Genomic DNA, 17,223 nt, shown 5'->3' with positions numbered 1-17,223 from the left:
CATGAGTCTCACCGCCGCTCGGGCCGACGCCGCCCCGGGCAGCCGCGGCACCCCGCCGCCCCGCACACCGGGCCGTCGCCGACGGGCGCTCGGCCTCGACCGCGGGGCCTGGTTCCTGCTGCTCCCCGTGCTGCTCCCGATACTCGTCCTGAGCGTCGGGCCGCTGCTGTACGGCATCTCGCTCGCGTTCACCGACGCGCAGGCCGGCCGCACCTCCCCCACCCAGTTCGTGGGCAGCCTCAACTTCCAGGACCTGTGGCACGACGACCTGTTCTGGGAGTCGTTCCGCATCGGCGTGGTGTGGGCCGTCTGCGTCACCACCCTGCAGTTCCTGCTGGCGCTCGGCCTCGCCCTGCTGCTCGACCAGGACCTGCGGTTCCGCTGGCTCGCCAGGACGCTGGCCATCGTCCCCTGGGCCATGCCCGAGGTGGTCGTCGGCATCATGTGGCGGCTGGTCTACCACCAGGACGCCGGCATCCTCAACGGGGCGCTGACCGACCTGGGCCTGATCACGGAGAACGTCGACTGGCTCACCGACCTGTCGCTCGCGCTGCCCGCCGTCATCGTGGTCGGCGTGTGGGCCGGGATGCCGCAGACCACGGTCGTGCTCCTCGCCGGCCTGCAGAACGTCCCGCACGAACTGCGGGAGGCCGCGCAGCTGGACGGCGCCGGCGTCTGGCGCCGCTTCACGACGGTGACCTGGCCGGCGCTGCGCCCCGTGGTGCTGGCCATCACCGCGCTGAACTTCATCTGGAACTTCAACTCCTTCGGCCTGGTCTACGTGCTCACCGGCGGCGGCCCCGCCGGCGAGACCAGGCTGCCGAGCCTCTTCGTCTACGAGGAGGCGTTCACCTACGGCCAGTACGGCTACGCCGCCGCGATGGGCCTGGTCCTGGTCGGGGTCGTCGCCGTCTTCCTGACGGTGTTCCTGCGGAACCGGCTGAAGGGGGAGAACGATGAGTGACGCCACGAACCCGGGGCTCGCGAAGGTCGCGCCGCCGCGGCGCCGAGCCGCTCGCGTCGGCCGCGCGGGGCAGTACCTCGCGCTGGCCGCGTATCTCGTCTTCCTCGCCTTCCCGCTGCTGTGGCTGGTGTCCACCTCGTTCAAGTCGCCGCAAGAGCTGGGGGCGATCGACCCGACGTGGTTCCCGAGGGAGCCGAGCCTGGACAACTACCGGGACGCGTTCGACGCGCAGCCGCTGCTGCGGTCGGCGCTCAACAGCCTGCTGGTGGCGGTCAGCGCGGCCCTGATAGCCGTGGCGATATCCGTGCCGGCGGCGTACGTGATGGTCCGCTTCCGCTCCCGGATCAGCCAGGCCGGCACGGTCTGGATCCTGGTCAGCCAGATGTTCCCCTTCGTGCTGGTCATCATCCCGCTGTTCCTGGTGCTGCGGAACCTGCACCTCATCAACTCGCTGCCGGGCCTCGTCCTGGTCTACGTGGTCTGGAACCTGCCGTTCGCGCTCTGGATGCTCCAGGGCTACGTGCGGGCGGTGCCGCGCGAACTCGAGGAGGCCGCCGCGATGGACGGCGCCGGCCGGCTGCGCACCCTGGCGAGCGTCGTGCTGCCGATGCTCACCCCGGGCCTGGTGGCCACCCTGATGTTCTCCTTCGTCACCGCCTGGAACGAGTTCTTCTTCGCCCTGGTCCTCCTCAAGTCCCCGGAGAAGCAGACGATGTCCGTGATCCTCACCCACTTCATCGGCGCCGAGGGCGTGGCGGACCTCGGCCCGCTCGCCGCCGCCTCGGTGCTCGCCACCCTGCCGACGCTGCTGTTCTTCGCGCTGCTCCAGCGGCGCCTGGTCGGCGGCATGCTCGCGGGGGCGGTGAAGGGCTGATGCGCCGACGACTCCCCAGGGCGGCGGCCGCCGCCCTCGCGCTGGTCACCCTCGCCGGCTGCGCCGGCGCCGACGACGGTGGCGCCGACGACGGCACGATCACCCTCGAGTTCCTCAGCCTGGCCTGGCAGGAGGAGTCGATCGCCGCCAACGAGGCGCTCGTCGAGGAGTGGAACGCCGCCCACCCCGACGTCCGGGTGCGCTACGTGCAGGGCAGCTGGGACAACATCCACGACCACCTGCTCACCTCGTTCGAGGGCGGCGAGGCCCCCGACATCATCCACAACGACGCCTCCGACCTCACCGACTTCGCCTACGGCGGCTTCCTCGCCGACCTGAGCGGGCTGCTCCCGGACGACCTGCGCGCCGACATCCCGGCCGAGTCCTGGGACTCCACCACCTTCGACGGCGGCGTCTACGGCGTGCCGTTCCTCCAGGAGCCGCGGGTGCTGATCGCCAACAGCCGGCTGCTCGAGGCGTCCGGGGTGCGGGTGCCCACCACCGAGGAACCGTGGACCTGGGCCGAGTTCGAGGAGGCCTGCCGGGCGCTGACCACCGACGAGGACGGCGACGGCACCCCGGAGACCTACGGCGTCGCCTGGTCCATGCGCGAACCGGTGGCCCAGTCCGTCAACCTCTCGCTGAGCACCGGCGGCCAGGTCTTCCACCGCGAGGACGGCAGGAACGAGGTGCGTTTCGACGCGGCCGACTCCGCCGTCGCCGAGCTGATAAACCGCCAGGTGCACCGGGACGGCACGGCGCCGAGCGGCAGCCTCGGCATGTCGGGCTCCGAGACGCTGCCCGGCTTCTTCGCCGACCGCTACGCCATGGTGCCGCTCAACTTCTCCTTCCGGCAGCAGGTGAGCCAGCAGGCGCCCGACGGCTTCGAGTGGACCGTGCTGCCCATGCCGACCGGCGGCGGGGAGCGGGGGCTCGCCCAGGGCGTGGTGCCGCAGACCCTCTCGGTGGCCGAGGACAGCGAACACCAGCAGGCCGCCGTCGACTTCATCGCCTTCCTCACCCGGCCAGAACACGCCGTCGACCTGGCGCGCGGCGACTGGATGCTGCCCACCAGCCGCACCGCGCTGACCGATCCCGCGCTCAACACGACGGACGACGGGTGGCACGTCGGCGCCGAACTGGCCGACCGGCTGCGCCCCTCGCCGGTGCTCGGGGTGCGTGGCTACCCCGAGTGGAAGGACAAGGTCGCCACCCCCGCCCTCCAGGAGTACTACGCCGGCGCCCTGGACCTCGCCGGGCTGCGGGAGGAGCTCGCGGAGGACGGCAACCGGATCCTCAACCGCTACCAGCGCTGACGCGCCCGCCCGCGCCCGGCACCACCCCACACCCGACGGAAGAGAGCTCTGACCACACCATGAGCGCCACCCCCATGACCGCCCCGGAACCGGACCCGGCCGCGCGACCGGCCCCGCGCCGGCTGCGGGCCGTGCCAGAGCAGCCGCCGCCGGCCGCCGTCGTGCCGCGGGACCGCGCCCGGGGCGCCATGCTGGGCCTCGCCGTCGGCGACGCGCTCGGCGCGCCGGCGGAGAACCTCAAGCCCTCCCAGATCAGGGAGCGTTGGGGGCGCATCGTGGGGTTCGTCTCCGACGACCCGGCGGGCACGGACGACACCGAGTACGCGATCTTCTCCGGGCTGCTGCTCGCCGAGCACGGCTCGGAGCTGACCGTCGAGCACGTCGAGTCGGCGTGGCACGAGTGGATCGCCGACCTGGACGAGGGCCCGTTCCGGGGCGCCGGGTTCAGCGAGCGCGGCACGCTGGAGAACCTGCGCCGGGGTCTCGCCGCGCCCATCTCGGCGCAGCACCGGCACGCCTGGAGCGACGGTCTGGCGATGCGGGCGGCGCCGTTCGGGGTGTTCGCGGCCGGCCGGCCGGCCGAGGCGGCCCGGCTGGTGGCGATCGACGGCACGGTCTCGCACGACGGCGAGGGCATCTACGGCGGGCAGGCGGTGGCGGCCGGGGTGGCGGCGGCCATGGTGAGCCACAGCCCGGACGTGGTGGTGCTCGCGGCGCTCTCGGTGGTGCCCGACGACTCGTGGACGGCGCGTTCGCTGCAGCGCGCGGTGACGGCGGCCCGGCGGGCGCGGCGCGACCCGACGGCCAGCCAGCTGTCCGTCGAGCGGGCCGTCAGGTCGGCCACCGTGATCGGCGGCTACCCGTGGACCGACCTGGCTCCGGAGGCGGTCGGCCTGGCCTTCGGCGCGTTCGACGCGGCCCGCGGCGACTTCGCGCGGGCGGTCGAGACGGCCGTCAACATGGGCCGGGACGCGGACACCACGGCCGCGGTGGCCGGGGCGCTGTGCGGGGCGCTGCGCGGCGAGGCGGCCATCCCCGCCGACTGGGCGGCGGCCATCGGCCCGGTGCGCGGCAGTTGCCTGCCGTCGATGGCCGGCCGCCACGTGCTCGACGTCGCCGACCGCCTGGCGCCGACGCGGACCGGACCGCCGAACGGCCTCGCCGAGGCGGCGCGATGACCGAGCCCCGCGCGGTGGAGTCCGTGGGCCGCCGGATCGAGGGCCTGCTGCTGGGGATCGCCGCCGGCGACGCCGCCGGCTGGCCCTCCGGCCGACACCGGGCCGCCCGGCTCCCCGAGTGGACCAGGCGGCTCACCAGGGAGCTCGACACCTTCGCCGAGCAGAACGCGACCACCACGCTGCCGGTGCCCATAGCGCTCAACCAGCCGCCGGAGCCGCTGCGGCTCGGCCCCTCGGACGACGCCGAGTGGGCGGCGTTCACGGCGCTCTCCCTGCTCTCCGCGGCCAGCGGCGGCGGAGCGCCGGAGGAGATCGGCGGCCGGGTGCGCTCGGCGCTGGCGCTGGCCTGGACGGCGTTGGCCGACGAGGTCGCGGCGGCGGCCGAGCAGGCCGACGAGATCGAGTCGGCGCGCATCCCGCTGCGGGCCAGGATCTCGGTGCGGGCCGGCCTGGGGAACCTGGCGGCCGGGCTCCGGCCGCCGGCCACCGGCCACGACAACCCGCACTACTTCGACGACGCGGCCTGCGTCCGGGCCGCCGTGCTGGCCGTGGCCCACCCGGGCGATCCGGAGGCGGCCGCCACCCTGGCCGAGTTCGACGCCCGCTACACGCAGGACGGCGACGGGGTGCACGGTGCCCGGGCGATGGCGGCGGCGACGGCCGTGGCGCTGGCCGGCGCCCCGGTGGACTCCTGCGTGGACGCGGCGCTGCGGCAGTTGCCCGAGGGCACCGAGATCCGCCGCAACGCGCTGCACGCCGTCGGCCTCGCCAGGTCCGCGGTGGCCGCCGCGCCGGGCCCGGCCGGCACCGCGTTCGCGCTGGTGCCGGTCCTGGAGCACGAGATCGTCGACCACGTCTACAGCTACGGCATCGCCGCGGCCGAGACGGTGCCCGTCGCCCTCGCGGTGGCCATCGCGGCCGGCGGCGCGGTCAGCGAGGCGGTGCCGACGGCGGCCTGCCTGTCCCGGGTGGCGGACTCGGCGCCGGCCCTGGCGGGCGCGCTGACCGGGGCCGTCTCGGGCGCCGGGGCGTTGCCCGCCAGTTGGCGCGCGGCCTGCCGGACGCTGCCCGGCTGCGCCCTGCCGAGGCTCGCCGGCACCGATCTGGTGGAGCTGGCCGCGCGGCTCGCCGCGACGCCGTTCGCCGGGCGGCCGGCGTCCCCTTGCCCCGTTTCCTCGCTCCCCCGGGAACCCGACCTCACCCCCGCTCCCGGCCGCGCCGCGGCCGTGGAGAGCTCTGCCCGCCAGAAGGGATCGACCACATGACCTCTGCCACCCCTTCGTCCAGCCCTTCCGCACTCTCCGACCGACCCCACCTCTCCCTGGAGAGCCGCACCGTGGGCGCCCTGGTGGGCGCCGCGGTCGGCGACGCGCTCGGCGGCCCGGTCGAGGGCTGGACGCCCGAGGCCATCGTCGAGCGGCACGGCGGCCGGGTGCGGGGCATCGTCGAGCCGTTCCACCGGGACCAGTGGCGCACCGCCCGCCCCATCGCCCCGTACCACAAGGGCGACGGGCACGTCACCGACGACACGCTGATGACGCACGCCCTGGTGCGGGTCTACGAGAAGGTGCGCGACCACCTGGACGCGTACGCGGTCGCCGACCACCTGGTGCCCGACCTCATCACCACCCCGCGCTGGATCCCGGAACTCGACGCCGAGGCGCTGCCGTTGCAGCGGATCTTCCTGGCCGAGAAGTGGATCGTGGCCCGGATCCACTACGGCCACGTGGACCCGCGCGAGGCCGGGGTGGGCAACATCGTCAACTGCGGCGCCGCGATGTACATGGCGCCGGTGGGCGTGGTCAACGCCGGCAACCCGGCCAGTGCCTACGCGGAGGCGCTCGACGTGGCCGGCGCGCACCAGTCGTCCTACGGGCGGGAGGCGGCCGGGGTGTTCGCCGCGGCGGTGGCGGCCGCGTTCAAGCCGGGCGCCACGCCGGAGTCGGTGGTGGGTGAGGCGCTGTCGCTGGCGAAGGACGGCACCCGCGCGGCGATCGAGGCGGTGTGCGAGGTGGCGTCGGGCTTCGACGACTTCGAGGCGGCGCTCGGCCCGCTGCGGGCGGCCGTGTCGCCGTTCGACACGGTGGGCGCCGACTACCGCAAGCCCTCGCTCGGCGCCCGCAGGCCGTCCAGGCTGCACGCCATCGAGGAGCTGCCGATCGCGCTCGGCATGCTGCTGGTGGGCCGGGGCGACTTCCGGCACACGGTGCTCGGCGCGGTCAACTACGGCCGGGACTGCGACTCCATCGCCACCATGGCGGGCGCCGTCGTGGGCGCGCTGCACGGCGAGGACGCGGTGCCGGAGGAGTGGAGCGGCGAGGTGGCCAGGGCCAGCCGGCTCGACCTGCGGGCGCCGGCCGAGGCGCTGTCCGCCGTGGCACGCGAGGTGTTCGCGCGGGACGTGACGCGGCGGCGGGCCCACGAGGAGCTGTTCGCCGCCATCTCGGGGGTGCGGCCATGAGCGGGGAGCTGCGGTTGACATGGGTGCGGCCGGAGGACCTGCTCGGGCACGAGCTGCGGCAGGCCGCCCAGGACGGGCGGGACGCCTCGGCGGTCGAGCGGCGCTGGCTGGCCGCCGGCGGCCGGCCGGCGCCCGAGCGCGCCGGGGCCTCGGCGGGGCCCCAGGATCCGGCGCTGCGCCGGCTCGCGGAGCGGCTGCTCGACGAACTGGCCTGGCTGCCGACGCCGTCGGCCGACCGGGAGCCGGCGGGGCTGGCGGCCATCAGGGCCGCCTGCCCCGACTGGCCGGCCCCCGGGGCCCGGCCGCCGCTCGACCGGGTGGCGCTGGAGACCCGGCTGCACGCCGGCTGGCTGGGCCGGGCGGTCGGCTGTGTGCTGGGCAAGCCGGTGGAGAAGCTGCCGCTGGCCGCGATCCGGGCCATCGGCCGGGCGACCGGCAACTGGCCGCTCGACACCTGGTTCACGGCGCGCGGGCTGCCCGCCGAGCTGGCCGCCGCCCACCCGTGGAACCGCCGCTCGGCGGCCAACTCGCTGGCCGAGAACATCGACGGCGCCCCGGAGGACGACGACCTCAACTACCCGCTGCTCGGGCTGCTGTTGCTGCACCGGCACGGCCACGGCTTCGACACGGCCGACGTGGCGGGGCTCTGGCTCGACGAACTGCCCGCCGGCCGCACCTTCACCGCCGAGCGGGTCGCCTACCGCAACCTGCTGGCCGGGTGGGAGCCGCCGGCCACCGCCACCCACCACAACCCGTTCCGGGAGTGGATCGGCGCCCTGATCAGGGCCGACGTCTACGGGTACACGCATCCTGGCGACCCGGCCGGGGCCGCCGAACTCGCCTACCGGGACGCGGTGCTGAGCCACTCGGCGAACGGCGTCTACGGCGCGATGTTCGCGGCGGCCGCGATCGCCGCGGCGGCCGGCGGCGGCGTGGACGTGCACGGCTGTCTGCGCGCCGGGCTCGCCGTGGTGCCGGCGGAGTCCCGGCTGGCCGAGGCCGTCCGGTTCGGCGTGGCGACGGCCCGTGAGCTGCCGGCGGCCGCCGACTTCGACGCCGTGGTGGACCGGCTGCACGCCCGCTACGGCGACCACCACTGGGTGCATGTGCTGCCCAACGCGGCGCTGCTCGCCGCCGCGCTCACCCACGCGGACGGCGACTTCACGGCGTCCGTGTGCCGGGCGGTGTCCGGCGGTTGGGACACCGACAGCAACGGTGCGACGGCCGGCTCGCTGGCCGGGCTGCTGGCCGGCGCGCCGGAGGCGCTGCCCGCCCGGTGGACGGCGCCGCTGAAGAACCGGCTCGCCACCTCGATCGCCGGTTTCGACGGCATAGGGTTCGACGAGCTGGCGGCGCTCACCCTGGAGGTCGTCGCATGAGCCACCCCACCGAGGTCCCGGCCCCCGCGATCGCCGTGCTGGGTTCGACCAACATGGACCTGGTCGCCTACGTGCCGGTCGCGCCCCGGCGCGGCGAGACCGTCTCGGGGCGCGAGTTCCGCACCGTGCCGGGCGGCAAGGGCACCAACCAGGCCATCGCGGCGGCCCGTTCCGGCGGCCGGGTGACCATGATCGGCGCGGTCGGCGACGACGACTTCGGCCCCCGGCTGCGCGCCGCGCTCGCCGACTCGGGGGTGGACACGGCCGGCCTGCGGACCGTGCCGGGACCGAGCGGCACCGCGCACATCGTGGTGGACGACGAGGGCGGCAACTCCATCGTGGTGGTGCCGGGCGCCAACGGCACGGTGACCGGTCTCGCACCCGGCGACGAGGCGCGGGTGGCGGCCGCCGACGCGCTGCTGCTCCAGTTGGAACTGCCCATGGCGGGCGTGCTGGCCGGGGCCAGGGCGGCCAGGGCGCACGGGGTGCGGACGGTGCTCACCCCGGCGCCGGCCCGTGAGCTGCCGGACGAACTGCTCGAACTGACCGACCTGTTGGTGCCCAACGAGCACGAGGCGGCGGCGCTGACCGGGCACCGGGACCCGCACCGGGCGGCCGCCGCGCTGCTGGAGCGGGTGCCGGAGGTGGTCGTCACCCTCGGCGAGGCCGGCAGCCTGTTCCTGGCCCGCGGCGCGGAGCCGGTGCGCGTGCCGGCTACCCGGGTGCGCGCGGTGGACACCACGGCCGCCGGCGACACCTTCGTCGGCGCCCTGGCCGTGGCGCGCGGCGAGGGCCGGCCGATGGCGGCGGCGCTGGCGTGGGCCTCGGCGGCGGCCGGCCTGTCGGTGACCCGCCCGGGCGCCTCCTCGTCGATGCCGTGCCGGAAGGAGATCGACGTCGCCGCCGGCTGAGGCCGGGGCGGCCGGGTCAGCCGCAGACCGAGGACGGCCAGGCCGCGCCGTCCTCGGTCACGGTCGCGCTGACCCGCTCCAGGTCGGCGAGGAGTTCGTCGGGCGGCTCGGTCGGCTCGGCGAGCAGGCGCAGCACGGCGTGCTGGAAGGCGTCCCGCACGGGCGGCGGCATGGCGTCCGAGGCGTCGAGGCAGTGCGGCCCGGGGCCCCGCAGGATTCGGGCGATCTCGGCGCCGGCCGCGTCGCCCGCGTAGACGTCCTCGCCCACCCGCGCGTTGGCGAACATGGGGCTCGGCATGTCGTCGGGCATCGCGCCGGCCCACAGCCGCTGGGCCTCGGCTGATGCCAGGTAGCCGACGAGCCGTCGCGCCTGCGGCGTGTCGCGGAACATGCCGGCGAAGTCCCCGGCCACCTCCCAGCCGCGCTGCTCCCCTGCGGTGCCGGGCAGCACGCTGGACGAGGGCAGGAACGCCCCCGGCGGCACGCCGCCGCCGGGGGCCGCCGCGCCGTACTCGGCGCGGATGAACGACGACTGGTGGTCGAGCGCGCAGCCCGGCGGGTCGGCGAACAGCTCACGGGACGCCGGGCCGTGGTCGCGGGTCAGGGACTCGGTGGCGCGGTCGGAGCCCCGGCCGGTGAGGACCTCGGCGACGCCGCGCCAGGCGGCGGCCATCTCGGGGGTCGTCCAGCTGCCGGGGGCTCCGGTGGCCCATGCCTCGTAGGCGTCGGGTCCCGCCGTCTGGAGCAGCAGGTCCTCCACCCAGTCGGTGCCGGGCCAGCCGGAGGTGGCGTCCGAGCCCATCCCGACGCACCAGGAGTCGCCGTCGCCGGCGAGCGCCGCGACGTCCGCGGGCTCCGGGTGGCGTGCCGGGTCGTACCAGACGACGCTCTTGAGGTCGATCTTGACCGGCACCCAGTAGGTCTCGGTGCCGCCGGCGACGGGCGCGAGCCAGGGCGCGTCGTAGGCGGACCGCTGCTCGCCGAGCGCCTCGTCGAGCGGGAACGCCTCGCCGCGGCCGGCGTACTCGGCCAGCTCGCCCGGGCTGGAGAGGATCGCCACGTCGGGCGGCGAGCCCGACCGCACCTGGGACATCAGCACCTCGCGCTGGGCGGTGGTGCCCTGGTACTCGACGTCGATGCCGGTGTCCTCGGTGAACTCGGCCAGCACGGCCTCGAACGCCCTGGCCTCCCAGCCGGTCCAGGAGGCGAACACGGTGACGGTGCCGGCCGAGGAGGCGGACCTGCCCACCCGGTCGACCACGCCGTGGGCGGCCACGAGCAGGGCCAGGACGAGGGCCGCGGCGGCGGCGACGCGCGGGCCCCTCATCGCGCCCTGAACCGGTACTCGGCGAGGCGCGGCGCCAAGCCGCACACGATCAGGGTGGCGAGCACGGGCGCGAGCGCCGGCACCCAGCCGACGATCCCGACCCGCCAGCCGGTGTCCCGCATCTCCGTCTCGACCTCCTCCGCCGTGCTACGGATGGATCGGGCGACGTCCTCTCCCTCGCCCGTCGCCGCGCCGCCGGCGACCGCCTGCCAGATGGCCACGGTCTCGGCGAGGTCGCGGCGGGACTCGTCCTTGGCGCGCTGGGTCTGGACGGTGGCGAGGACGAGCAGCGCGCAGGCCGCGAGCAACGCGAGGACGGCGCCGAGCAGCCATGGGTTGTGTCGACGCCGGAACCGGCGGCGCAGGAAACGCTGGGTCTCCACCAGGAAGCCGAGGAGCAGGGCGGAGCTCAGCAGCGCCGCACCCCAGGCGAGCAGCTCCGGCCAGTCGAAGACGGTCTGCGCGGCCAACTCGGCGCGCTGTTCGGTCTGGAGCCGGTCGAGGCGCGCGAGGATGCCGCTGTCCTCCCGGTTGAGCATGGTGTCGGCGTAGTGCAGGTAGGCACCGCGCAGTTCGGCGTCCTCGTCCGCCGCGGCGGCCCGCTCGATCCACCCCGAGTAGGCGACGATGAGGCCGCTGACGGTCTGCAGGACCCGTAGCCCGGCGTCGCCCGCCACGTCGCCCTCGGCGGCGCCGGCCAGACTCTGGTTGGCGACGGCCAGTTGGATCCGGTAGCCGCCGCCGGCGCCGACGAGCGTGTCCTGACCGGACTCCAGGGCGTCCCTGGCCGCCGCGTTGGCCAGGCGCAGCGCGTCCTGCGCGGTGGTGATGTCGAGGACGGCGGGGGCGGTGCCGTGCCTGACGGCCCCGGCGTCGCGGTGCACGCCGGCGTAGGCGGTGAACAGCGCGAGCACGGTGGCGAGGGTGAGCGCGATCAACAGGGTGAGCCGGCGCAGCAGCGCCCGGCGGGTGTCGCTCATGCCGGCTCCCTGCCGGCGGCGGGGGGCGGCAGCGGGTGGCCGCAGTCGACGCAGAACTCGGCGTGCGGCGCCGAGAGCGCGTCGCAGTCGGGCCGGGAGCAGCGGCGCGGCTCGCCGGGCGGTCCCTCGGGGACGGCGCCGGGGACGAGCGTGGTGTGGCTGCGGGTCATCAGGAGCTGCCCGAGGAGGCGCTGGTCGAAGGAGCCCCGGAGGGTGACCCGGCCCGTGGCGGCGTCGCCGATCTCGACGATCTCGGCGAGCAGTCGCAGCTTGTCGGCGTCGGCCAGCCGGTGGGCGATGCGGACGGCGGTGCCCAGCCTGGCCTGGGCGGTGGGCAGGTCGCCGGCCTGGTGGGCGTCGAAGGCGTCGGCGACGGCCCGGCCGTAGTCGCCCCAGAGCCCGTAGTGTTCACTGACGGCGCTGCGTCTGGTGGGTTGGGCGTCGCCGGGCAGCCAGCGGACGACGATCGCCTTCGGTTCGGAGCCGGCGGCGGGCGCCGTGGCGAGCGCCACCTCGGCGTAGCCGATCTGCAGGTCCTCGAAGTGCGGCCGCCCGGTGGGATCGGCGTCCAGGCAGACGTGGTAGAAGCGTTCCTCCCCGTCCTGCCACGCCAGGGTGGGGTACTCGACGGTGCTGCCGCTCGCGGGGCGGCCGCCGTCGGTGAGGTCGTGTTCCACCGGGTGCACCTGCTTGAGGAAGCGGATGGTGACGCCGGGCATGGGGGTCAGGCGGATGGTGACCCCGGACAGGGTGCGGGTCATGGAGGCCCGCACCATCTCCTCGAACTCGGCCCGTAGTTCGGCGTCGGTGAGCACCGCCCTGGCGGTTCCGTGCAGCCGGTTGGCGATCTCCGCCAGCTCCCTGGCGTTCCAGCCGTCGCCTATGCCTCGCGCGTCGCAGACGAACAGGCCCCGGCAGGCGTCGAGTTCGGGGGCCAGCAGCTCGGCGTGGTGCTCGTTCCAGCCGTCGGTGAGCAGCAGGGCGTGCCGGTGTCCCGGGGAGCCGCCCCGCGTCCGCTCCCCGTCGGTGATCAGGCGGCGGGTGAGCCTGAGCCAGGCGCCGATGGCGGTGCCGCCGTTGGGGTACAGGTAGCGGATCTGGTCGGCGGCCTGGGCCTTGGAGTCGTGGTCGGCGATCTCCAGCCGGCCGTCGAACGGGTACACCATGCGGGCCTGGTGGGTGCCGGCGACGACGGCGAACCTGGTGCCGTCGCGCAGCGCCTGGACCGCGGCGATTCCGGCCTCGCGGGCGGAGGCGATCTTGCTGCTCGGGGTCGCCATGGAGCCGGAGCAGTCGATCACGATCACCTCGCTGGCCGGCGGGCCGCCGTGCGCGGCGGGGTCGACGCCGCTGACCCGGACGCTGAGGAAGCCGTGCACGCCCGACTTCGCGGCGCTGACGGCGAGTTCCTCGTCCTGGTGGACGGTGAGCGTGACGGCGGGTTCGCCGTTCCGGTCGGTCATCGTCGTTCCCCCTGTCCCTGTGGTGCCTCCTGCCGGTGTCGTGCGCTCAGAACCGGGTCCACGGTCGGACCCGGTTGGCGCGGTCGATCAGCGCCGCGTGCTCCTCGCGGGTCCTGGCCCCCTCGGCGATCTCCCGGAGGGAAGCCTCCAGCAGTTTCCGTAGCCGGCGTTCGCCGGGTGGGTCGCCGAAGAGGGGCCCCGGGGCGAGCTCGTCGGGCGCCAGGGCGCCCACACCGAGCGCGCGCAGCGCCGACGCCCTGATCTCGGCGGCCAACCGCGCGCGTTCCTGGCCCTCGGTTCTGCCGCCGTCCAGCGTCAGCTGGCCGGCGAGTTCCTGGGCGTGTCGGAACTCCTCCGCGGTCGGGGGGCGTTCGCCACGCCAACCGGCCCGCACGCGGACAGCGGCGAGCCGGGCCGCACGATGGTGCGGCGCGTGGGGCGGGACCTGGTCGAGGACGGCGAGGGCGCCGGCCCGGTCGTCGGCGGCGAGCCGGGCCCTGGCGAGGCCGAAGGTGGCGGCGCCGTCGGACGGGTCGCGCAGCCAGACCGCCTCGTAGCGGCGCGCCGCGACCTCGGGCTCGCCGGCGCGCTCGGCGCAGTAGCCGAGGGCGAGCTTGGGCGCCGGCTCGCCTGGCAGCGCGTCACAGACGGCCTCGAACCAGTCCCTGGCTCGTGGTCTGGCCCCGGGCGAGATGCCGAGCAGCCGCTGGATGGCGCCGTCGTCCTGGACGTCGCCCCTGGCCAGCAGGAGCAGCCCGCGGTGCCAGGCTATCCGCCAGTCGTGTCGGGCGATGGCGGGCCCGAGCAGTCGGCAGGCCCGCAGCAGCCCCTCCTCCGCCGCGTCCAGGTCGCCGAGGGCGAGGGAGGTGGCGCAGGTGAGCAGCTCACGCGCGGCGGCGGGGGCGTCGGGGTGCGGAATGGGCACGGGCAGCCGGAGGGCGACGTGTTCCGGAGCCGGTGGCGCGAGGTCGGGTTCCGACGCCTCGTGGTCCGGCGGTGGCACGGCGCCGAGGCCGGCGTCCAGCGGGTCGGCGCCCGGGGAGAACACGGTGGACCGGGCGATGTGCGGCACGCCGGTGCTGAGGGAGTGGATCTCGCGCCAGACGCCCCGCAGTTGGGTGGACATCTCGGCGGCGGTGGCGAACCTGGCGCCCGTTTCGACGGCGGTGGCGCGGTCCAGCAGCCGGCGGAACGAGTCCTGCGCGACCGGCGGCCCCGGCACGGCGGCCTCCACCAGCTCGCTCAGGGTGACGGCCACGGTGTACAGGTCGGAGAGCTTGGTGACCCGGGGGCGGCGCTCCCCGTGCTCCTCGGCCGGCTCGGAGTCGTGGTACAGCTCCTCGTCCGGCAGGTAGGGGCGGGTGCGCACGATGTTCGAGACGTGGTCGTCGATGCGGCGGACGCCGCCCAGGTCGATGATCTTGATCCGGTCGCCGTGGTGTATGACGTTGTCCGGCTTCATGTCGCAGTAGAGCAGGCCGCGGCTGTGCAGGTAGTCGAGGGCGTCGAGGATGCGGCAGCCGTAGGCGGCGACGTGTTCCAGGCGCAGCGGGCCGCCGAGCACCCGCTCCTGGCCCCGGCGGGTCACGAGTTCCCTGAGGGAGCGTCCGCCGACGAACTCCATCACCAGGTAGCCGGTGTCCCGCCAGGTGACGACGTTGATGATGCGGACGATGTCGGGGTGGTCCAGGGCGGTGAGGTAACGGCGTTCGGCCTCGGCGACGCTGAGCGCGGTGGGGTCGTTGGCGTTGATCAGGCCCTTGAGGGCGACGGGACGGTCGTCGAGCTGGGTGTCCCTGGCGAGGTAGATCCAGCCGAGACCGCCGTGCGCGACGGGGCCCTCGACGCGGTACTGGCCGCCCAGCAGGTCGCCGCGGTGGAGCCGGGGTTCGAAGGAGTAGGGGTGCCCGCGCGGGCAGTAGCCGCTCGGCCTGGCCGGCTGGCCGCCGAAGCCGACGCCGATCGTCTCGTCGCAGCCGTCCTTGCCGCAGCGCCGGCCGTCCTTGGGCGGGCGGGGGTTGTCGTCGACCAGCTCGGACGGGTCGAGCACGGAGACGTCCGGCAGGGACATCTCGCCGCCGCCCGCGGTGGACAGCACGGCGGACGCCCGGGACGGCACGTCGGCTGTCCGGTCCGACGTGGGGGGTGACGGGCTCGGCGGTGTGGCCCCGGCCGTCGACGCCGCGGGGCGCCGGCCGCAGGTGTCGCAGTAGCCGGTGGCGGTCACGGTGCCGTCGCAGGGCGGCCGGTCGCAGGCGGTCATGGCGTCGACACCCCCGCCGCCGGCTCGTCCGGGCGTCGGGTGACGGCGAGGATGTAGTCCGCGACGGCCCGCTCCGCGGCCGGCACGTCACAGGGCGCCCGCCACAGCAGCTCGTGGGCGACCGCGTAGGCGTGGGCGAGGGCCAGGTCCTCCCCGTCGCGCACGGCGCGCGCCCTGGCCTGGGCCGCGCCGAGCCGGCCGCGTAACTCGGCCCGCCGGACGACGAGGGCGTCGAGCCTGGTCACGGCCTCCTCGATGCGGGCCGCGGCCTTCCGGGCCTCCCCCTCGTAGCTGTCCAACTCCCCGTGCAGCCGGTCGAGTCCGGCGGCCGTGCGACCGGGGGCCGAGCACTCCCGGCGCAGCCGTGCGACGAGGCGGCGCAGCGCGTGCGCGGTGGCCAGGGCGTCGGTCGCGCGGCGGAGGTCGGCGCAGACCTGCCGGTACCGCTCGTGGAGCCTGGCCTCGAGCGGCGCGGTCTCGTCAAGGCACCGGGCGAGCGGGCCGAGGCGGTGGCGCAGCCGGAGGGCGGCGACGGCGGTGCGGCGGGTCTCGGAGTCGGCGGCGTGGAAGACGAGCAGCAGCCGGCTGCCCTGCTCCGCGAGGAGTTCGAGGAGTTCGGTGAGGCCGGCCGGTTCGGGGGCGCGGTCGACGCCGTCCACGACGATGGTCAGCGGCAGCACGGTGACGGCCAGGCGCTCCGGGCCGCCGTCGAGGCCCATCCGCCGGCAGACCCGTTCGGCGAGCTCGGCCGGGGTCTGGCTGCTGGCGTCGACGGCCAGGTCGAGCGAGCCGACGGGCGGGAGGGTGCCGGGCTCGGGTCGTGGGCCGGCGGTGGCACGCCCCGTGGTGGACAGTTCGCGGTCGGCCCGGGTGAGCGCGCGGCGCAGCGTCAGGCTCCTGGCCCGGTCGGCCGGTTCGACGAGGACGGCCTCGGCGGGCGGGACCTCGGGCCCGCCGCGCAGCCAGTCGGCGAGCCAGGTGGCGAACGCGGGCTCTTCCAGGGGGTCCTCGCTCGTGGAGACGAGCGCCCGGTCCACGACGGAGTCCCCGTCGGTCCACCGCTCGACCTCCGGCAGGTGGTGGATGACCGTCTCGGTGGGGATCATGAACGACAGCCGCAGGCCCTGTCCGACGTAGGCGCTGACCACGATCCCGATGACCTGGCCGGTCAGCTGGTCGGTGACGCCGGCGCCGCTGAAGCCGGGGCGCACCCACTCGGCCGGCTCCTCGGGGAAGATCTGCACCCGCCCGTCGCCGCCGGTGCCGCCGGCGAGCCGGCCGCGCAGGTAGATGCCCTGGTCGAGTTCCTCGGGGAAGCCGTACATGCGCACGCGCCGGTCCCAGCTGGGCGAGAGCCTGCGCAGCTTGGTGGCGTGGCCCGGCGGCCGCGGCCGCTCCAGGCGTAACAGCGCGAGGTCGCCGGTCGGTCCGAAGCCCTGGTCACCGTGGTCGCCGCGCTCGGGCACCCAGCTCCCCACGTCCACCCGGGCCCGCACGGCCCCGGCCCCCGGCACGCCGACCAGGTCGACCAGGACGGGCCGGTCGGGCGTGCCCACGACGTGCGCGCAGGTGAGCACGGTGTCGGGCGAGACCAGCACCCCGGCGCCCAGCACGCGTCCCCCGGGCCGGCGTAGCCGGACTCTCCAACTCTCCGAATCCCCCGGGGAGTTCGACGACGTTGTCGGATTGTCCCCCATAGGTCGCAGCATACCGGTCAGACCCGCACAAGCCGTAGACTCCGGAGGCGACGAGCGGACGATCGGGGGTGGAGATGAGCGCGTCGGGTGAGGGAGTCGTCGGTCTCGCGGAGGTCATCCGGCAGGTGCGCCGGGAGTTGGCGCAGGCCAGGGCGGACGGCGTGGACGACGGAGTGCGCTTCGCGGTGCGGCAGGTGAGCCTGGAGTTCGCGGTGCAGGTCCATCAGGCCGGGGACGGCCGTGCCGGGTTGCGCATCGGGGTGCTGACGGCCGACGTGGGCGGAGGCGTCAGCCGGGACCGCACGCACCGGATCCAGGTGGAGCTCGGCCCGGAGGACGGCACCGGCGGCATGCTGCGGGTCGGCCGGGAGGCGACCGACCCGGACGACCCGTACGACCGCTGACCGGGC

The 17,223-nt window shown here is 75.5% G+C and carries 14 protein-coding genes; 9 read left to right on the top strand and 5 right to left on the bottom strand.

All coding sequences use genetic code 11. The features are described from left to right. Nucleotide 1 precedes the first annotated feature (1 nt). From RNC47_RS04525 to rbsK, 8 genes are read left to right on the top strand one after another with little or no spacing between them, the layout of a single operon-like run. On the top strand, nt 2–964 hold the full coding sequence (locus tag RNC47_RS04525; protein ID WP_311595707.1) for a carbohydrate ABC transporter permease: 963 nt from the start codon (nt 2–4) through the stop codon (nt 962–964). Next, on the top strand, nt 957–1,838 hold the full coding sequence (locus tag RNC47_RS04520; protein ID WP_311595706.1) for a carbohydrate ABC transporter permease: 882 nt from the start codon (nt 957–959) through the stop codon (nt 1,836–1,838). The genes RNC47_RS04525 and RNC47_RS04520 overlap by 8 nt, the downstream gene beginning before the upstream one ends. Further along, complete coding sequence (locus tag RNC47_RS04515) at nt 1,838–3,154, top strand: ABC transporter substrate-binding protein (RefSeq protein ID WP_311595705.1); 1,317 nt, start codon at nt 1,838–1,840, stop codon at nt 3,152–3,154. Before RNC47_RS04520 ends, RNC47_RS04515 begins: the two co-directional genes overlap by 1 nt. A 59-nt stretch (nt 3,155–3,213) precedes the next feature. Further along, the gene (locus tag RNC47_RS04510) at nt 3,214–4,332 is read left to right on the top strand and encodes an ADP-ribosylglycohydrolase family protein (RefSeq protein WP_394814702.1); all 1,119 of its coding nucleotides are present in this window, start codon (nt 3,214–3,216) and stop codon (nt 4,330–4,332) included. Further along, complete coding sequence (locus RNC47_RS04505; protein WP_311595704.1) at nt 4,329–5,597, top strand: ADP-ribosylglycohydrolase family protein; 1,269 nt, start codon at nt 4,329–4,331, stop codon at nt 5,595–5,597. Before RNC47_RS04510 ends, RNC47_RS04505 begins: the two co-directional genes overlap by 4 nt. Continuing rightward, complete coding sequence (locus RNC47_RS04500) at nt 5,594–6,793, top strand: ADP-ribosylglycohydrolase family protein (RefSeq protein ID WP_311595703.1); 1,200 nt, start codon at nt 5,594–5,596, stop codon at nt 6,791–6,793. Before RNC47_RS04505 ends, RNC47_RS04500 begins: the two co-directional genes overlap by 4 nt. Continuing rightward, nucleotides 6,790–8,172, top strand: a complete 1,383-nt coding sequence (locus tag RNC47_RS04495; protein WP_311595702.1) for an ADP-ribosylglycohydrolase family protein — start codon at nt 6,790–6,792, stop codon at nt 8,170–8,172. Before RNC47_RS04500 ends, RNC47_RS04495 begins: the two co-directional genes overlap by 4 nt. Further along, nucleotides 8,169–9,083, top strand: coding sequence for a ribokinase (gene rbsK / locus RNC47_RS04490; RefSeq protein ID WP_311595701.1), 915 nt, complete (start codon nt 8,169–8,171; stop codon nt 9,081–9,083). Before RNC47_RS04495 ends, rbsK begins: the two co-directional genes overlap by 4 nt. A gap of 16 nt (nt 9,084–9,099) precedes the next feature. Here the strand turns inward: rbsK and RNC47_RS04485 are convergent, their stop codons facing one another. Genes RNC47_RS04485 through RNC47_RS04465 form a run of 5 tightly spaced genes read right to left on the bottom strand, consistent with a single transcriptional unit; the run spans nt 9,100 to nt 16,813 of the window. Next, the gene (locus tag RNC47_RS04485; RefSeq protein ID WP_311595700.1) at nt 9,100–10,410 is read right to left on the bottom strand and encodes an ABC transporter substrate-binding protein; all 1,311 of its coding nucleotides are present in this window, start codon (nt 10,408–10,410) and stop codon (nt 9,100–9,102) included. Beyond that, nucleotides 10,407–11,390 carry a hypothetical protein gene (locus RNC47_RS04480; RefSeq protein ID WP_311595699.1) on the bottom strand — a complete coding sequence of 328 codons (984 nt, stop codon included), beginning with the start codon at nt 11,388–11,390 and terminating at the stop codon, nt 10,407–10,409. Before RNC47_RS04480 ends, RNC47_RS04485 begins: the two co-directional genes overlap by 4 nt. Next, nucleotides 11,387–12,853, bottom strand: coding sequence for a vWA domain-containing protein (locus tag RNC47_RS04475; protein WP_311595698.1), 1,467 nt, complete (start codon nt 12,851–12,853; stop codon nt 11,387–11,389). The genes RNC47_RS04480 and RNC47_RS04475 overlap by 4 nt, the downstream gene beginning before the upstream one ends. Before the next feature lie 46 nt (nt 12,854–12,899). Then, on the bottom strand, nt 12,900–15,116 hold the full coding sequence (locus tag RNC47_RS04470; RefSeq protein ID WP_311595697.1) for a serine/threonine-protein kinase: 2,217 nt from the start codon (nt 15,114–15,116) through the stop codon (nt 12,900–12,902). Further along, complete coding sequence (locus RNC47_RS04465; protein WP_311595696.1) at nt 15,113–16,813, bottom strand: S1 family peptidase; 1,701 nt, start codon at nt 16,811–16,813, stop codon at nt 15,113–15,115. The genes RNC47_RS04470 and RNC47_RS04465 overlap by 4 nt, the downstream gene beginning before the upstream one ends. Before the next feature lie 74 nt (nt 16,814–16,887). Here RNC47_RS04465 and RNC47_RS04460 point away from each other — a divergent pair, with 74 nt between their 5' ends. Then, the gene (locus RNC47_RS04460; protein WP_311595695.1) at nt 16,888–17,217 is read left to right on the top strand and encodes a trypco2 family protein; all 330 of its coding nucleotides are present in this window, start codon (nt 16,888–16,890) and stop codon (nt 17,215–17,217) included. Nucleotides 17,218–17,223: the final 6 nt, after the last annotated feature.

This window comes from Streptomyces millisiae, from assembly GCF_031845425.1.
GTDB classification, from domain to species: domain Bacteria; phylum Actinomycetota; class Actinomycetes; order Streptomycetales; family Streptomycetaceae; genus Streptomyces; species Streptomyces millisiae.
This window is presented reverse-complemented; position numbering and strand designations above follow the sequence as displayed.

Bases quoted from the DNA above. Each gene is read 5' to 3' on its own strand.
- RNC47_RS04480 (WP_311595699.1), bottom strand. From the start codon at position 11,390: ATGAGCGACACCCGCCGGGCGCTGCTGCGCCGGCTCACCCTGTTGATC.
- RNC47_RS04515 (WP_311595705.1), top strand. From the start codon at position 1,838: ATGCGCCGACGACTCCCCAGGGCGGCGGCCGCCGCCCTCGCGCTGGTC.
- RNC47_RS04465 (WP_311595696.1), bottom strand. From the start codon at position 16,813: ATGGGGGACAATCCGACAACGTCGTCGAACTCCCCGGGGGATTCGGAG.
- RNC47_RS04470 (WP_311595697.1), bottom strand. From the start codon at position 15,116: ATGACCGCCTGCGACCGGCCGCCCTGCGACGGCACCGTGACCGCCACC.
- RNC47_RS04500 (WP_311595703.1), top strand. From the start codon at position 5,594: ATGACCTCTGCCACCCCTTCGTCCAGCCCTTCCGCACTCTCCGACCGA.
- RNC47_RS04510 (WP_394814702.1), top strand. From the start codon at position 3,214: ATGAGCGCCACCCCCATGACCGCCCCGGAACCGGACCCGGCCGCGCGA.
- RNC47_RS04460 (WP_311595695.1), top strand. From the start codon at position 16,888: ATGAGCGCGTCGGGTGAGGGAGTCGTCGGTCTCGCGGAGGTCATCCGG.
- RNC47_RS04495 (WP_311595702.1), top strand. From the start codon at position 6,790: ATGAGCGGGGAGCTGCGGTTGACATGGGTGCGGCCGGAGGACCTGCTC.
- RNC47_RS04505 (WP_311595704.1), top strand. From the start codon at position 4,329: ATGACCGAGCCCCGCGCGGTGGAGTCCGTGGGCCGCCGGATCGAGGGC.
- RNC47_RS04520 (WP_311595706.1), top strand. From the start codon at position 957: ATGAGTGACGCCACGAACCCGGGGCTCGCGAAGGTCGCGCCGCCGCGG.
- RNC47_RS04525 (WP_311595707.1), top strand. From the start codon at position 2: ATGAGTCTCACCGCCGCTCGGGCCGACGCCGCCCCGGGCAGCCGCGGC.
- RNC47_RS04485 (WP_311595700.1), bottom strand. From the start codon at position 10,410: ATGAGGGGCCCGCGCGTCGCCGCCGCCGCGGCCCTCGTCCTGGCCCTG.
- RNC47_RS04475 (WP_311595698.1), bottom strand. From the start codon at position 12,853: ATGACCGACCGGAACGGCGAACCCGCCGTCACGCTCACCGTCCACCAG.
- rbsK (WP_311595701.1), top strand. From the start codon at position 8,169: ATGAGCCACCCCACCGAGGTCCCGGCCCCCGCGATCGCCGTGCTGGGT.